The following is a 16,728-nucleotide window of genomic DNA, read 5'->3' as shown; positions in this document are numbered from 1 at the left end:
ACGCTCCCCCCCGGCAGAGCCGGGGGCTAACAGAGCCGCCAAGCCCTCACCTCTCACTCATCAAAACGGCCATGAGCGTACAAACCCTCTACACCGCCGCCACCGGCATGGACGCCCTCGAGACCAAGCTCGACGTCATTGCCAATAATCTGGCGAACGTGAACACAACGGCGTTCAAGCAGGACCGGGCCAATTTCCAGGACCTGTTCTACCGCCAGCTACGCTACCCGGGCGCCCTCGACGCCGACGGCAACATCACCTCGACCGGCGTCGAAGTCGGTCTCGGCGCCCGCGTCTCCAGCACGCAAACCAACTACGAGCAGGGGGCGTTCGAAACCACGAACCGCCCGCTCGACCTCGCCATCGAAGGCGACGGCTTTTTCCGCGTCGTCGACGCCACCAACGGCGGCACCCTCTACTCGCGAGCCGGCAACTTCGGCATCAACGCCAATAATCAGGTCGTCCTCGGCTCGGCCCAAAACGGCTTGGTGATCGACCCGCCGATTTCGATTCCAATCGAAGCGACCAACATCGTCGTCACCACCGACGGCCAGGTGCAGTACAGCACCGCCTCCAGTCCTGCCCTGCAAAACGCCGGGCAAATCATGCTGTCGCAGTTCCTGAACCCTGACGGCCTGATCAAGCTCGGCGACAACTTGTACCGCCAGACCGACGCCTCCAGCTTCCCGGTCGACGGCCTCCCCGGAGCCAACGGCATGGGCACCGTCCGCCAAGGCGTGCTCGAAGCCTCCAACGTCCAGCCGGTGCAGGAACTGATCAGCCTGATCACCACCCAGCGGGCCTTCGAGCTCAACTCGCAAGTCGTCCAGGCCGGCGACCAGATCATGCAGGTCGCCTCGAACCTCCGCCGCTACTAACGTAGCCTCGCAACGCTAGCACGCCCCGGTAGCCTACGCCTCGGTAATCAACGCCATGTCACGCCAGATCATCACGCTCGCCCTGTTCTCGGTCGCCCTCTGCTGGGCCGCCGCCGCCCACGCGACCGAGGTCATCCTCCGCAATCGCGTCGAAGCCAAGGGAAGCGTCGTCCTGCTGGGCGATATTGCCGAGATCAAATCGGCCGACGCCGCCCTCCGCGACCAACTGGCCGCGACGCCGCTCATCCCCTCCCCTGTCGCTGGCACGCCGCAGTACCTCCGCCTCGCCGAGATTCGCGACCTGGTCGCTTCGCGCGGCATCGAGGTCCGCGGCATTCGCTTTGGCGGCACCGCGGTCGTTTCCGTAAGCCCCGAACCTGTTGCCAGCGTCGCCCCCGCCGCGGGCGCCGTTGCAGGCGCCGCTGCGAAGCCTGTCGCGCCGCAACAGCCGGCCCTCCGCACCGAGGCCGAAGTCCAGCTCACGGCCGAGCAACTCTCGACCGCCGTGCGTCGCCACCTCTACCAGCAAACAGGCCACGATCTTTGGAATGTTCGCGTCGAAGCCGATTCGAAGCTCGTCGGCATCGTCGAGCAGGCGGGCGATAGCATCCGCTTCACCGGCGGCGAGGCCCCGTGGATCGGCCGCCAAAAGCTGACGCTGCACGCCAACGACAAGCCCGTGGCGATGGTCTACGCCAAGGTCGATCGCCTAGAGATGGCAATCTTCGCCCTGCAGCCAATCAACCGCGGCGACCTCGTCCGCCGCACCGACGTCGAACTCCGTCCTTACCTCGGCGCCCTCCCCGCTCAGGCGGCCACGACGCTCGAAGCGGTCATCGGCCACGAGGCAGTCCAAGGGATTCGCCCCGACTCGATGATCCAAACCAACCAGCTTCGCTCGCCCATCGTCGTTCGCCGCAACGAGCGCGTTAGCATCCGCGCCCGCGCCGCTGGCGTCTCGGTTCGCACCTACGCCATCGCCCAGCAGGATGGCGGAATAGGCGATCTGGTGATGGTGCAATCGGTCGCTAGCAAGGAACGTTACGCCGCTCGCGTGGTCGGCGTCCGCGAACTCGAAATCTTCACCGCCGGAACCTCGGCGACTGAAATTGCCTCCAATCCAGCTTCGGCGCGGTAATTGCAATTCCCCCCGGCACCCTCACCGGAACATCTCATGTCGCTCTTCTCAAACAACCTTCGCCGCTCGTCGCTCGCCGCCTCGTTCACGGCCAGTGCTCTGCTCGTCGGCTCGGCCCACGCTCAGGACAGCAGCCTGTTCCTGGCGCCAATCGCCTCCCAGCCGCAAACCGGGACGACGATGCAAACCGGCAGCTTCATGTTTCGCGAACTGCCGGAAGACCATCGCCCCCGCGAGGTGCAGCTCCACGACACGCTCACCGTGATCGTCGATTACCGCACCCGCATGATCAGCGAAGGCGACGCCGAACAACGCAAAAACTCGTTCATCAACCAGGCCCTCACCAGCTGGCTCGCCTTCGACGGCAAATCGATCCGCCTCGCCGAACAGGCCGCGGGCGACCCCCGCATCGCGGGCATCAACAATAGCCAGTACCGGGCCGAATCCGACCTCGAACTTCGCGACGCGATGTCGTTCAAAATCGGCGCCGAAGTGATCGACATCCGCCCCAACGGCAACCTCTACATCGAGGCCAACTGGAACGTCGAGAACAACGAAGAGAACTGGAAAATCTTCCTCAACGGCGAGGTGAGCCGCGAGTCGATCCAGCCCGATCGCACCGTCACCACCGACTCGATGGTCAACCTCAACATCAAAAAGAAAGAGGTTGGCATGGTTCGCGAAGGTTACGAACGGGGTTGGTTCGCGAAGTTCTACGATCGCTACAAGGCGTTCTAAAGCCGCCTGCCTGTCGCTCCTTATCGCCTGCTTTTCGATTGACGATTATGACACTCTTCCGCTCCGCCATCCTGATGCTGCTCGCCGTCGCTTCGCTGGGCGTTGGCGCCGGCGACCTTCACGCCCGCACCGTCTTGCGGAACATCGTCCGCGTGAAGGGCCAGGAAACGAACGTGCTGCGCGGGTTCGGCCTCGTCGTCGGTCTGCCGGGCACGGGCGAAGCGAAAGACCCCGCGACGATGCGGGCGCTCGCTCGCGCGATGGAAATCATGGGCGTGCCGGTGCCGGAAGTCCCCCTCGGCGGTCGCAGCGGGCTGCAAGACCTCGAAAAGGTGAAGAACGTCGCCCTCGTGATGGTCACCGCCCGCGTGCCGGCCACCGGCGCTCGTCGCGGCGATCAAATCGATTGCTATGTCAGCGGCATCAACGGCAAGAGTCTTAACGGCGGCCGGCTCGCGTTCGCCGCGTTGCAAGGCCCCCACACGCAAGACCGCCGCGTCTACGGCCTGTGCGAAGGCGCCCTTCACCTGCAAGACCCCGAATCGCCAATGGTCGCGATCGTCAAAGGGGGCTGCCAGATGGAAGAAGACGTCTTCACGCCGTTCGTTCACAACGGCTGCATCACGCTGATCCTCGAAGAACACCACGCCAACTTCCAAACCGCCACGGAAGTGGTCGACTCGATCCACAAGCTCTACTCCCGCGAAGGCGACGGCTTCGTGCAAGCGGTCAACGCCTCGAACATCGTCGTCCGCATTCCGCAAGAATACCAAGACAACCCCGTCGCGTTCGTCGCCGACATCCTCGACGTCGACATCTACTCGGCCGAGCCCGAAGCCCGCGTCATCATCAACAATCGCACGGGCACGATCGTCATCAGCGGCGACGTCACCATCGGCGACGTCGTCATCTCGCACAACAACGTCGTCATCGAAGCGGGCGACCCGCCCGGGTTCACGCCGATCGGCACCGAGCAAGTGAATTCAACGAAGCTCGATGCCCTGGTCGACGCCCTCAACTCGATCAAAGTGCCGAACGAAGATCGCATCGAAATTATTAAAGAGATTGCTCGTAGCGGAAAATTGCATGGGCGCTTGATTGTGGAATAGAAAGTGCAAATCGTCCGTCGTCAGTGGTCAGTAGTCAGTTGCTGCTGTCGCCGCCGCAAGACTCCTCCTGTCTTCGCAACTGACAACGGACCACTGACAACTGACAAACCCAAGCACATCTCTTCTTCGCAGTAGCTTTCCATTCCACCATGAACATCAACCTCAACAGCACCGCGAATATCGAACCGTTGCGGGCGACGTACACGTCCGAAGAGCAGCGTCTCAAGGGCGCTCGCCAACTGCAGAACGCCTTCCAAGACTTCGTCGGCAAGAGCTTCTACGGCGAGATGATGAAGTCGATGCGGAGCACCCTCGGCGAACCTGCTTACTTCAACGGCGGCAACGCTGAGAAAATTTTCCAACAACAACTTGATCATCAACTGGCGGATGAAATGACGAAGTCAAATGCGGGCGATCTCGCCGGCGCAATGTTCAAGCGTCAGTTCCCCAAAGAAGCGGCGCTGCTCGACAAGGTGAATAAGCCTTCCGCGGCGTCGCTCACCGACCTCTCCTCGCTTCGTCGCCGCTAAGTCTTATTTCGAACAACCGCCGGCAACTGCCGGCTCCATAAAAGCCGCCGGCTCCGCCGGCGGACGAATCACGAGGCGGCTCACCGCTAGCCTCGTCCACCGGCCGAGCCGGTGGCTTTCATGAGGGCGCCAACCTTGATCGCCGCCACGTCGCTTCACTGGGAATCGGAACTCGCCGAGTTGCTCCATCGTCTTTCGACGGCGCAGCACGAGCTTCTCGCGCTCCTCTCGATGAAGCGTAATTTGATCATCCAGCGCGACCATCAGGGCCTCGCCGATCTCACCGTGCGGGAAAGCGAACTCGCCGCGGAGCTGCAAGCATGCCAGCAGCGCCGGCAAGAACTTCTCGCGCAAGCCGACGCCCAGGGGCTCCCCTCGCGCTCCATCGAAGAACTCTCGGCCGCATTGCCCCGTGCGACCGCAAATGCCCTAAAAACCCCGGTCGCCGAGGCTCGTCAACGGGCGGAACTCATCCGCCACGAGTGCCTCGCGCAGTGGGTCGCCGTACAGCGCACCGTCCTACATCTTTCACAAATGCTGGAGATCATTGCTACCGGAGGCCGTTCGCAGCCGACATATGGAAAAGGTCGCCTCGTGGAACGAGGAGGCTCGCTCATCGACCAGGCAGTTTAGGAAACGCCGCGAGTTTAGCGCGCAAAGACGACGGTCGGCAGCAACGGGCTGCCGGTCGGGCGTCACGTCGCGCTTCCCACGCGCGGCGCTTCTCCATTAGCTCATCGGCCTTGTTATGTCGCTCTTCGGCTCCATTCAGATGGCCGGCAACACGCTGCAAGCGATGGAAATCGGCTTGCATGTCGTGGGAAATAATATTTCCAACGCCAACACGCCGGGCTACGTCCGCGAGCGAACCCTCTACACGCCCGCCCCAGTGCAAAAACTGGGGAATCTCACGCTCGGTCTCGGCGTCCAAATCGCCGGCATCGTGCAGAACATCGACTCCTTCGTCGAAGACCGCCTCCGCGGCGTCGCCAGCGATCGCGCCAGCGCCGACATCCAACAGAAGGCCTACACCGACCTCGAATCGATCGTCGGCGAGCTGTCGGACACCGACGTCAGCACGCAGATGTCGAACTTCTTCAATAGCATCGATCAAGTGATCGATCAGCCGGACGAAATGGCCGTCCGCAACCTCGCGGTGCAAGCGGGCAAGTCGCTCGCCACCACGATCAACACGCTTAGCCGGCGCGTCAACACTTCGTACGAAGAGTTCGGCATCGAGGTGAACAACCTCACCGACGAGATCAACTCGCTGACGGACAACATCCGCAAGCTCAACGTTCAAATTGTCTCGCTGGAGGGGGGCAACCCCACGGCGAGCCAGGCCGGCGCCCTCCGCAGCCAGCGCAGCGTCGCCCTCAAACGCCTCTCCGAAATCGCCGACGTCAACGTCACGGAAAACGCCGTCGGCGCGGTCAACGTGACCGTCGGCGGCGAGTTGCTCGTTTTCGAGGGCACGAACCGGCTAGTCAAAACCGACTACGCCACCAAGGACGGGCGGCCCGTTGCGACCATCCAGTTCGCCGAAAACAACAGCCCGCTTCACGTCGCCGGCGGCGAACTCCACGGCATTTACGAAGCCCGCGACAAGATCGTCGGCGGCTTCCTCGATCGGCTCGATAACTTCGCCGCATCACTCGCGTTCGAGTTCAATAAAATCTACTCGCAAGGCCAAGGCGCCACCGGCTTCCAAAGCGTCACCAGCACCGAATCGGTGAACAACGCCGGCGTGCCGCTCGACGACGCCGGTCTGCCGTTCACGCCGACGAACGGTCAGTTCAAGCTACTCGTCTACAACACGACCACCAAGCTGACCGAGACGCACGTCATCAACGTCGATCTCGACGGACTCCAGGACGACTCGTCGCTGGGGTCGATCGTCAACCAAATCAACGCCATCGCCGGCGTGACCGCGCAAGTCACTACCGACAACAAGCTGAAGCTCACAGCCGGCAGCGCCGAAACGCGGCTCTCGTTCGCCGACGACAACAGCGGCTTCCTCGCCTCGATCGGCATCAACACGTTCTTCACCGGTTCGAGCGCCTCGACCTTGGCGATCAACGACGTCGTGGCCGCCGACGGCTCGAAATTCGCCGCCTCGTCCGCAGGCATTGGCGTCAACGTCGAAAACGGCCAACGCTTGGTCGCTCTCCACGACGCCGGGCTGTCGAGCCTGAACGGCAACTCGATCACCGGACTCTACGACCAACTGATTAACGAGACGGCTCAAGGCGCGACCGTCGCCGCCTCGCTGGCGGACGGCTTCAACGTGTTCGAGCAAACGCTCGAAGCCAAAGCGCAAGCCGTCAGCGGCGTCAATCTCGACGAAGAAGCGATCGACATGATCATGCTCCAACGCACCTACCAGGCCTCGGCGAGATTCATCTCGACGCTCTCCGAACTCATGGACGTCCTCGTCAACCTGTAACCCAGCGAGCCGGGTCGTCCCGACCCCGGCGTGGTTCATAAAACACGCACAGCCGGCCCCCAGAGCCGTCTCCAGCCATGGCCAGCATCATCCCGCTCCCGAGCACCCGCGTCAGCAGCCTGCTGGTCCGCCAGCGCCTGCTCGCGCAAATGCAGGGCGACCAGCTCGACCTGTTCCGACTGCAAAACCAGGTCAGCACGGGCCAGCGGTTCACGCTACCGAGCGAAGACGCCCCCGCCGCTCGCCGCGCGATGACGCTGCAACGGCTGCTCGAACGCAAAACGCAAATCAGCTCGAACATCGAAACCGGCCAGTCGTTCCTCAAAAGCACCGACGTCGCGCTGAACAACGTCGCCAGCATGCTGGGCGACATCCGCGGTCTGGCCCTCGGCGTCTCGGGCACGACCTCGACCGACACGGAACGTCAGGCCGCCATCACCGAAATCAACCGTGCCATCGAGCAGCTGGTCTCCGTCGGCAACACGCAGTTCCGCGGCCGCTACCTGTTCGCCGGCTCGCAAACCAACGTCGAGCCCTACTCGTACGACGGCGCGCACGTCACCTACAACGGCGACAACAAGTCGATCCAAGCCTACTCCGATCTGGGCGTGCTCTTCTCCACGAACGCCAGCGGCCAATCGGTTTTCGGCGGCATCTCGAACGAAGTCCTCGGCGGCATCGACCTGAATCCACAGCTGACGGCCGACACCCCGCTCAGCTCGCTCCGCGGCGGCAAGGGCATCAGCGCCAACGGCGCCATCCAGGTCTCAGACGGAACCAATTCCAGCATCGTCGACATCAGCCACGCCGCCACCGTCGGCGACGTCGTGCGGCTGATCGAAGCGAATCCACCCGCGGGACGCCGCGTTTCGGCCACCATCACGGGGCAGGGGCTCACGCTGCAGCTCGACCCTGCCGGCGGCGGCAATCTCTCCGTCAAGGAAGTGAACAGCGGCAAAGCGGCCAGCGAGTTGGGCATCCTCAACAACGTCGGCACACTCACCAACCCGCTCGTCGGCACGGACCTCAATCCGTTGGTGACGAAAACCACCTCGCTGAGCAGCCTCCTCGGCGCCAAAGCGCAAACCCGGCTCGAATCCGCCGGCAGCAACAACGACCTGCTGATTCGCGCTTCCGTCAACGGCCCCCAGTACAACGGCGCCACCGTGCAGTTCGTCGACGACGAACTGCTGCGCGCCACGCCGGGCGTTCCCAAAGGCTCCGAATACGCGCAATACTCCGCCACGGCCCGCGCCGCCTCCGCCTCGCTCCAATTCAGCGGCACGGGCAACGACCTTACGCTCACCGCCAACGCCGCCGGCACGGCGTTCAACAACGTCAACATCGTCGTCAACAGCCAGGCGGGACTCGGCTCCACGCCCAGCGTCAACTACAACTCCACGTCGAAGCAGCTGACAATCACGATCGACTCGGCGGCCGCGACGACGACCGTCGGCGACGTGATGAACGCCATCAACGCCGAAGGAACTTTCACCGCCACGCCCGATACGAGCGCCGAAGGCGTCGGCTCGCACGATCCCCTCTCGTTCATCCAGCCGAGCGACGCTCTCAACGTCCAAGGCAACACCGGCAACAGCGGCGGCGCCGCGAACACGCTCTACGTGTTCATCAAGAACAACGCCTCCAGCGCCAACAACGTCGCGGCCGCGATCAATAGCGAAGGCACCTTCACCGCCACGATCGACGCCAGCGACACCGTCTTCGCCGCTCAGGCCGGTACCCAGCCCGTCAGCGTCAACGCCACGGCCACGTTCTCCGGCGGCAGCGGCGAACCGCTCGATCTGGCGAGCGGCATCCGCGTCGTCAGCGGCGAAGCAACCTACACCCTCTCGTTCGACGAAGCCGAAACCGTCGAAGACCTGCTGAACATCATCAACGGGTCGGAGGCCGGCCTGCAGGCTGAAATCAACGCCGACGGCAGCGGCATCAACCTTCGCTCGCGGCTCAGCGGCGCCAATTTGCAGATCGGCGAGAACGGCGGCCGCACCGCCTCGCAGCTCGGCATTCGCTCTTTTAACGGAGACACGCGGCTCGCCGACCTCAATCGCGGCGTCGGCGTTCCGACGCGACGCGACGCCTACGAGCAAAACATTCCCGACATCGTCAACGACTTCACCATCGCAGCCAGCGACGGCGTCGGCGGCACGGTGAACCTCGACATCGACACCGCCGGCGCGAAGACCGTCCAAGACGTCATCGCGCTGATCAACGGCCACGCATCGAACAACACAGGCGGCGTTCAGATCACCGCCACCCTGAGCGCCGACGGCAACGGCATCGACCTCACCGACGGCGGCGGCCAGCCCTATACGATCACCACCGGCGGCCAAGCGGCCCCCGCCGGGTTTCTCAGCAATCTGCCGAATGTCGTCAACGACTTCCGCATCACGCTCGGCTCGGGCCCCGGCGCGACGCATCTCGACTTCGACGTTTCCGCCGCGAAGACGGTGCAGGACGTCATCGACCAGATCAACAACCGCCCCGAGAACTCGCCCACGCCCGTCGTCGCCGCACGGCTGAACGCCACCGGCAACGGCATCGAAATCGTCAACCTCTCGGGCAGCCCGATCACCGTCACTGCTTCCGAGGGCAGCGAAGCCGCGAAATACCTGGGCCTCGTCGCCCCCGACGCGACGAGCGCGACCAGCGTCTCCGGCACGCTGTCGGGCGCCGACAAAAACTACCTCGACACGCCCAGCGTCTTTACGACGCTCATTCGCCTGAAAGACGCCCTCGGGGCGAACGACATCAAGGGGATCGAAGACGCCATCTCAGGGATCGACGCCGATATCGAGCGCGTCACGTTCTCGCGTTCGGAAGTCGGCGCCCGCCAACAAGCGCTCGACGTCACGCAGAAGAACCTCGAAGACGAAGACGTCCAACTCCGCACCGCGCTCTCCGACGAAATGGAAGTCGATCTGGTCGAAGCAATCTCGAACCTCACCGCGCGACAAGTTTCGCTCGAAGCTTCGCTCCGCGTTACTGGCAGCATTCTGCAAATGTCGCTTTTGAATTACTTGTAGCGTCAGTTGTCCGTGGTCAGTGGTCAGTGGCGAATACATGCGGAGGTCAGCATCTGCGACAGCCGCAACTGACAACGGACAACTGACAAACGACTACTAGCGACGAACAAGTCTTCTCCACCGTCGCAAACTACCCGATCGCCCCGCTCCCAAGAAGCCGCGCATTTTTACTGGCCTCTCCCGCCTCGCGACGCCGATGCTATGGGTGCCGTGGGATAGCACAGGCGCGCTCGACATGGCGTCGAGCAAAGGAACCGCCTCAAGGAAGGTGCGGGTAGCGATATGGATATTACAACATCTCGATTTGGCGCCCTCTCGATCGGACCGTCGGACATTCTGACGTTCGAACAAGGTTTGATCGGACTTCGCTCCTGCCGCCGTTGGGTCGTGCTGGCCGACGCGCACAATGCCGCGCTCGGTTGGCTGCAATCGATTGACGAGCCCGAGTTCGCCCTCGGCGTCGTCAGTCCGCGACGTTTTGTGCCCGACTTTCAGTTGCGGATCGCACGCCAGGATCTCGCCCCCCTTCAGTTGGTCGAGCCGACCGACGCGCAAGTCGTCGTCGTCGTCAGCCGCCATGCCGAAGGTCTGGCCCTGAACCTGCGTGCTCCGCTGGTGATCAACGTCGACGCCCGCAAGGGTCGCCAAGTGATCGCCAAAGATCCCCTCCCCGTGCGTCTGATCTTGCCAACCGACGGCGAGATGCGACTGACGGCTTAAGAAGTTGCGAGCGACGAGTTTCGAGTTGGTTGCGTGAAGTTTTCACTCGCAACTCGAAACACGCAACTCGCTACTCCCCCCTACCGATAACCACCACGCGCGGCGTCGCTAGCGACAGCGCGCCTGCCAGATACACCATCAATCCGCGGTTCGCGCCGCGATTCGGGAGACGCCGCCATGCTTGTTCTATCCAGAACTCGCGACGAGAGCATCATCATCGGCGACAACGTCGTGGTCACCGTCGTCGACGTCCGCGGCGACAAAGTGAAGCTCGGCATCGAAGCTCCCCAAGACGTCTCGGTCCACCGCCGCGAAGTCTACGAGGCGATCCGTCGCGAGAATCAGCAGGCCGCCAAACTCCGCCCCGAAGACGCCCGCGGCCTGGGGCGCAATTCGTAGAGCAGCGAGCTTTCGGAGCCCAACCCAAAGACATCTCTCTGGTCCCCTCCCCTTGAGGGGGAGGGTTAGGGAGGGGTGAAAGCAGCGGGTACCAGGGTTCATCCCCCCTCCCCAGCCCTCCCCTCCAGGGGGAGGGAGCCTCAACTAGCTTGTTTGCATCTGCGTGTTGCCTCGTCGTCGCCGCGCCGCCTTATCGCATCGACTCTAACGATTGCACCAATCCTTCCGCCTACGGCATCCTGGCGCCCGGCGCGTGATCTTGCCGGCTATGCCGACCGCGTCTAGCAAACGCCATTCGGCAACCTGCATTCCCGCCGAAAGGTGCTGTCACTCCCTCAAGCACCTATTTTCACTCCGTCGATATTTCGCACAGACGGTTTAGCTAGAGCTTGCCGCCAGCGCCCTCACAAGACGCTCGCGACGGTTCTAGCTGCCACGGACAGTGGATTCGCCAAAAAAATTCAGCGCGCCGCCAAATTGCAACCTACGCTTGGCGCGATGGACTCTGGCGAGTGCTTGCATAGAGGCGAGGATTCGCCGGAGCCGTCGACAACCGAACAACGGTGGACAACGCGAGGCGGGTGACCTCGGCGCCGTGCGATCGACCAAATGCCTGGCCAGAACTGAGCAGCTCCCAAGCGCTCTGGCCCGCGTCGGAAAGTAGCTCTTACCTGACAGGGGTTTGAAGAATGACTCGTATCAACACAAACGTCCAATCGCTGGTCGCTCGCAACACGTTGCGCCAGTCAAACGCCTCGCTCGAGCAATCGCTCACGCGGCTCAGCACCGGTCTCCGCATCAACACCGGCAAGGACGACCCGGCCGGTTTGATCGCCAGCGAAAACCTTCGCTCGGACATCACGAGCATTCAGCGCGCCATCACGAACACCGACCGCGCTAACCAAGTCATCGCCACCGCCGACTCCGCCCTCGGCCGGGTGAGCTCGCTGCTCAACGACATCCGCGGCCTCGTCACGGAAAGCGCGAACGCCGGCGCCCTCAGCGACGAGCAACTCTCTGCTAACCAACTCCAGGTCGACAGCTCGCTCGAAGCCCTCAACCGCATTGCCCAAACCACGACCTTCCAAGGTCGCCGCCTGCTCGACGGCAGCCTCGACTTCCTCACGACGGCCGGCAGCAACTTCGGCAACATCGCCGACCTGAAGATCGACCAAGCCAACCTCGGCGCCACCGGCAGCGTGTCGGTTTCGGTGAACGTCACCGCCGCCGCTACCCAAGGCCAGGTCAACGTCGCGAACATCCCGGCGCAGGTCACCGGCGTTGCCGCCAGCACGACCGCCACGTTCGCCAACACGGTAACGCAAGCCTCTGGCGCCGTCGCCCTCGACACTGCCGGCCCATCCGGCTTTACGCTGACCGCCGCCGCGGCTGGCCCCGCCGCCGGGGCTGAAGGCAATGGTGCGGTAACTGTCCTCATCGATGCCAACGCATCAGAAGGCACTGTTTACGACGCCAGCACGAACACGCTAACGGTCTCTGTCGACATCGCTGGCGGTAATGACACCGTCGCCGACGTGTACGCGGTCATCAACGCCGGCACCGATTTCGTGGCCTCGGCCATCACCGGCGGCACCGAAAATGTCACCGCCAGCTCCAGCGGTGCGGGTACGCTCACCGGCGGCCGCGACGCCGGCAGCCGCGCCATCACCATCACCGCAGCCACCACCGGCGCCTCGGCGAACGGCAAGACGGTCACCATCGCCGAATCGGCCTCGGTCACCGCTGGCGCCCCCACCGCCGTCGTCGATGGTTCGGGCAACATCACCGTCACGGTCAACGACACGAACGCGACCGACCTCGATGACATCTCGGCGGCCATCAACGCCCTCGCCGACTACAACGCCTCGATCAACGTCGGCACCGGCGATGGTCTGTACAGCCCGACGACCCAGACCCCGCCAGTCGTTGCCAACACCGCCGGCGGCGTCACCGCCTCGGGCGGCATCAGCGGCGACGTGGTGCTCGAACTCGCCGGCTCGAACGGCGCCGAAGTCCTTTCCTTCGGTGCTGGCACCAGCGCCCAAGGCTTGGCCGACGGCATCAACCTGGTGAAGGACGCCACCGGCGTCGAAGCGGTCGTCAACGGCACGACGCTCCAACTGGTCTCGACCAGCTACGGCAGCAAGTCGGTCGTCGACCTCCGCGTCATCAGCGAAGGCAGCACGTCGACCCCGACCGGTACGTTCACGACGGCCATCGCCGACCGTGCTCGTAACACCGGCGCCGACGTCCAAGCCTCGATCAACGGCGTGGTCGTCACCGGCGACGGCAACAAGTTCTCCATCAACACGGCCAGCCTCGACATCAGCGGTTCGCTCACCGCTGGCTTCACCGGCACGGCTTCGTTCACGATCGACGGCGGCGGCGCCCTGTTCCAACTCGGTCAGGACGTCGTCTCCAACCAGCAAGCTCGCCTCGGCATCGCCAGCGTCAACACCGCGAAGCTCGGCGGCGTCAGCGGCAAGCTGTTCCAGCTCGGCACCGGCAACAACGCCTCGCTGGCGACCGACACCACGACCGCTGCCTCCATCGTCGGCGAAGCGATCGACCAGGTCACCTCGCTCCGCGGTCGCCTCGGCGCCTTCCAACGGACGACGCTCGAAACCAACAAGAACGCCCTCAACGACGTGCTTGTGAACCTGAGCGACGCCGAAAGCTCGATCCGCGACGCCGACTTCGCCGCGGAATCGGCTAACCTGACCCGTTCGCAGATTCTCGTTCAGTCGGGCACCACGGTGCTGCAGATCTCGAACCAGAACCCGCAGAACGTCCTGTCGCTGCTCCGTGGTTAATCCTAACCGCGGTTAATTGAAACCTAACGAAGCCGGTTCGGTCCTCAACAGACCGAACCGGCTTTTTTCGTTGAGCGATTTACAATCGAGCGATCCAAGCGTCACGCACGCCAATGAATGGCCCGCCCAAGCTGCCCGACGTCATCCCTGCCGCAAAGACGTTTCCAAGGCTATCAGCGGATACCGTATAGGCGATGTCCGTTCCGCTCGTCCCCAACTGCTCCGTCCACAGGAGCGTCCCGCTGGCATCGTATTTAGTAAAAAATGCGTCCTGGGCGCCGGCGTTCGTGCCGAATAGGTTGCCGTCGGTACGTCCAACGAGATACGCATTGCCCATCCCGTCCGTCGAAACCGCATAGCCGAGATCATAAGCGGTCGTTCCGAGTTGGCGAATCCACAGGAGCGTCCCGCTGGAGTTGTACTTCGCAATGTAGGCGTCATTGCCTCCCATGTGCGTGCCGCCGAGACTCCCTTCGGTCGTGCCGGAGATGTACACGTTCCCTAATCCATCAGCCGAAACGCCGCTGGCCGAATCTTGTCCGCTCGTGCCGATCTGATTGCCCCACAGCTGGGTTCCACTGGCGTCGTACTTTGCAATGAAGGCGTCGCTCAGACCCGCGCTAGCGCCGCCCAGGCTGCCATACGTATGTCCTGAAAGGTAGACGCCTCCGAGTCCATCAGCGGAAACGCCGGTAACCATATCCTGGCCAACTACCCCGAACTGGCGTGTCCACAGCAAAACGCCGCTTGCGTCGTACTTGCAAACGAACGCGTCGTAACCTCCCGCACTTGTACCGGCGAGGACGTCCGTGGTGTACCCTCCGACGTAGACGTTGCCTAAGCCATCAGCCGAAATACCGTAGGCAATTTCATCTCCGATCGAACCTAGTTGCTGCGTCCACAGCAGAGTTCCACTGGCCGAGTACTTGGTCACAAAGACATCTAGGAAACCCGCATTCGCGCCGCCCAGGTTCCCAGCGGTGTAGCCCGCGGCATAGACGTTGCCCAATCCGTCGGCTGAGACGCTAAAAGCAATGTCATGCCCCGTCGTGCCAAATTGCCGAGTCCACAACAACGTGCCGTCGACCGCATACTTGCTGACGTAACCATCCTGGCCGCCCGCGTTCGTGCCTCCGAGATTTCCGAGGGTAAATCCGGAAATGTAAACGTTGCCCAACTCGTCGGTGGACGATCCCCTCGCCTCATCCATACTAGCGGTGCCAAGCTGAGCGATCCAATCTTCATGGATACGTGCGACCCAAACATCTTCCAGCCCGACGTTAGCTCCGCCGAGGCTTCCGTTGGTTAGCCCCGAGATATAGACACTTCCGAATCCGTCGGTTGAGATGCCCCAAGTTTCTTCGTCTCCGCTAGTTCCGAACTGCTCAGTCCACAGAAGCGTTCCGCTGGCATCGTACTTAGTTACGAACGCATCAGATGCCCCCGCGCTCGTCCCTCCAAGATTCCCTTCGGTACGACCGGAGATGTAAACGCCGCCGAAGGCATCGGCGACCATGCCGCCAGACGGAACATCTAAGCTGGCGGTTCCGAGCTGCTGCGTCCAGAGCAGAGTACCGGTAGAGTCGTACTTACTTACGAAGATATCTCTATCACCAGCGTTGACTCCCCCAAGATTGCCCAAGGTGACGCCGGTGATGTACACATTTCCAAGCCCATCGGCCGAGACGCCCGTGCCGACGTCACTGGCAGCAGTTCCGAGTTGCTGAGTCCCAAGAAGCGTTCCGCTGGCGTTGTACTTCATCAGATACGCATCTTGCCCCCCGGCGCTTGTTCCTCCGAGGTTGCCACTAGTGTAGCCGGTGACGTGCACATTCCCCATTCCGTCAAGTGATATGCCGCGAGTGTCGTCCGAAGCGCTGGTCCCAAATTGTCTAGTCCAAAGCACGGCTCCGCTGGCGTCATACTTGCGCACGAAACCATCCATACCGCCGGCGCTTGGACCTCCAAGACTGCCAAAAGTGACGCCTGAGACGTAAATATTCCCTAAGCCGTCTGCCACGATGGCACTGGAATGGTCGACGGAGCTAGTCCCAAACTGTCGCGTCCAGAGGGCAGTTCCGCTGGCGTCGTATTTCCGCACAAAAACATCATCATTACCAGCATTGGTTCCTGCAAGGTTGCCTGCAGTGCGCCCGGTGATGTACACATTCCCTAGCCCGTCGGCCGAGACTTCAAGCCCCTCATCACGAGCACTCGTTCCGAATTGCCGAGTCCAAAGGAGCGCGCCGCTAGAGTCGTACTTACTCAATAATGCATCTATGCCGCCAGCACTCGCGCCGCCCAGGCTTCCAGAGGTGTAGCCCGTCGTATAAACATTGCCCAAGCCATCCGCCGAAACCCCGCGATTTTCGTCCGTGGCGGTCGTGCCTTGCTGAGCGATCCAATCGACATTCATGCTGAGCATCTGCCGGCCTTCAAGCCCTTCCATTCGCAGCGATCGCGAGAAGCTGCCCGGCTGACGACGCTTAGGAAGAGAAGGCGACCGGCGAAGCTTGCGTTTGCGGCCATTCGTCGCGAGAGCCATGAACCAGGAACCAGCGGCGCGAAACATAGCGAAGTCCTTTCGACTATTTCATCTCAGTTGATGTTCAGCAAACGCCGACAGAGCGCGGCGTGGCGATCATCCTACCAATGCCCACCTGGTTGTAAACAAACAATTCAGACATCGATTGTCGCGCCGCGCGACGTACTCGCTTTCAGCGCCGCGGCATCTTGACAACGCGACAATCAAAGCTCTTTCTTCACAACTCCCACACAATCGCCTGCGCGCATATCGCCGCGCGAAAGCAACGCCATTACCGCCGCAGCGGCGACGGTGCTCCTCCGCGACAAAGCCCAAGGGAACTCCCCCGCTCGCACCGCCGGCGCCTCAAGAACATCCGACTACGCAGC

At 62.6% G+C, this 16,728-nt stretch carries 12 protein-coding genes; 11 read left to right on the top strand and 1 reads right to left on the bottom strand.

Annotated features, from left to right (window positions below):
- Positions 1–71 precede the first annotated feature (71 nt).
- From flgG to PLANPX_RS06470, 11 genes are all read left to right on the top strand, one after another.
- A complete protein-coding gene (gene flgG, locus PLANPX_RS06520) occupies positions 72–878 on the top strand; it encodes a flagellar basal-body rod protein FlgG (protein WP_152097953.1) in 807 nt (268 codons plus the stop codon).
- Between the two features lie 55 nt (positions 879–933).
- The gene (gene flgA, locus PLANPX_RS06515; protein WP_152097952.1) at positions 934–2,016 is read left to right on the top strand and encodes a flagellar basal body P-ring formation chaperone FlgA; all 1,083 of its coding nucleotides are present in this window, start codon (positions 934–936) and stop codon (positions 2,014–2,016) included.
- A 36-nt stretch (positions 2,017–2,052) separates the two neighbouring features.
- Entirely contained in the window at positions 2,053–2,754 is a 702-nt protein-coding gene (locus PLANPX_RS06510; RefSeq protein ID WP_152097951.1) for a flagellar basal body L-ring protein FlgH, read from the top strand.
- A gap of 47 nt (positions 2,755–2,801) precedes the next feature.
- Positions 2,802–3,863, top strand: coding sequence for a flagellar basal body P-ring protein FlgI (locus PLANPX_RS06505; RefSeq protein ID WP_152097950.1), 1,062 nt, complete (start codon positions 2,802–2,804; stop codon positions 3,861–3,863).
- Between the two features lie 149 nt (positions 3,864–4,012).
- Complete coding sequence (locus tag PLANPX_RS06500) at positions 4,013–4,393, top strand: rod-binding protein (RefSeq protein ID WP_152097949.1); 381 nt, start codon at positions 4,013–4,015, stop codon at positions 4,391–4,393.
- 120 nt (positions 4,394–4,513) lie between these two features.
- Positions 4,514–5,026, top strand: a complete 513-nt coding sequence (gene flgN / locus PLANPX_RS06495; protein ID WP_152097948.1) for a flagellar export chaperone FlgN — start codon at positions 4,514–4,516, stop codon at positions 5,024–5,026.
- A gap of 115 nt (positions 5,027–5,141) precedes the next feature.
- Positions 5,142–6,839, top strand: coding sequence for a flagellar hook-associated protein FlgK (flgK, locus tag PLANPX_RS06490; protein ID WP_152097947.1), 1,698 nt, complete (start codon positions 5,142–5,144; stop codon positions 6,837–6,839).
- 77 nt (positions 6,840–6,916) lie between these two features.
- A complete protein-coding gene (gene flgL / locus PLANPX_RS06485) occupies positions 6,917–9,883 on the top strand; it encodes a flagellar hook-associated protein FlgL (RefSeq protein ID WP_152097946.1) in 2,967 nt (988 codons plus the stop codon).
- 282 nt (positions 9,884–10,165) lie between these two features.
- Positions 10,166–10,603, top strand: a complete 438-nt coding sequence (fliW, locus tag PLANPX_RS06480; protein WP_152097945.1) for a flagellar assembly protein FliW — start codon at positions 10,166–10,168, stop codon at positions 10,601–10,603.
- A gap of 177 nt (positions 10,604–10,780) precedes the next feature.
- The gene (csrA, locus tag PLANPX_RS06475) at positions 10,781–11,002 is read left to right on the top strand and encodes a carbon storage regulator CsrA (protein ID WP_152097944.1); all 222 of its coding nucleotides are present in this window, start codon (positions 10,781–10,783) and stop codon (positions 11,000–11,002) included.
- Between the two features lie 689 nt (positions 11,003–11,691).
- Entirely contained in the window at positions 11,692–13,815 is a 2,124-nt protein-coding gene (locus PLANPX_RS06470; protein WP_152097943.1) for a flagellin, read from the top strand.
- A gap of 79 nt (positions 13,816–13,894) precedes the next feature.
- Here the strand turns inward: PLANPX_RS06470 and PLANPX_RS06465 are convergent, their stop codons facing one another.
- Positions 13,895–16,387 (bottom strand): SBBP repeat-containing protein, encoded by a 2,493-nt coding sequence (locus tag PLANPX_RS06465; RefSeq protein ID WP_152097942.1) that lies wholly within the window; start codon positions 16,385–16,387, stop codon positions 13,895–13,897.
- Positions 16,388–16,728 lie beyond the last annotated feature (341 nt).

This window comes from Lacipirellula parvula (genome assembly GCF_009177095.1).
Taxonomy (GTDB): domain Bacteria; phylum Planctomycetota; class Planctomycetia; order Pirellulales; family Lacipirellulaceae; genus Lacipirellula; species Lacipirellula parvula.
This window is presented reverse-complemented; position numbering and strand designations above follow the sequence as displayed.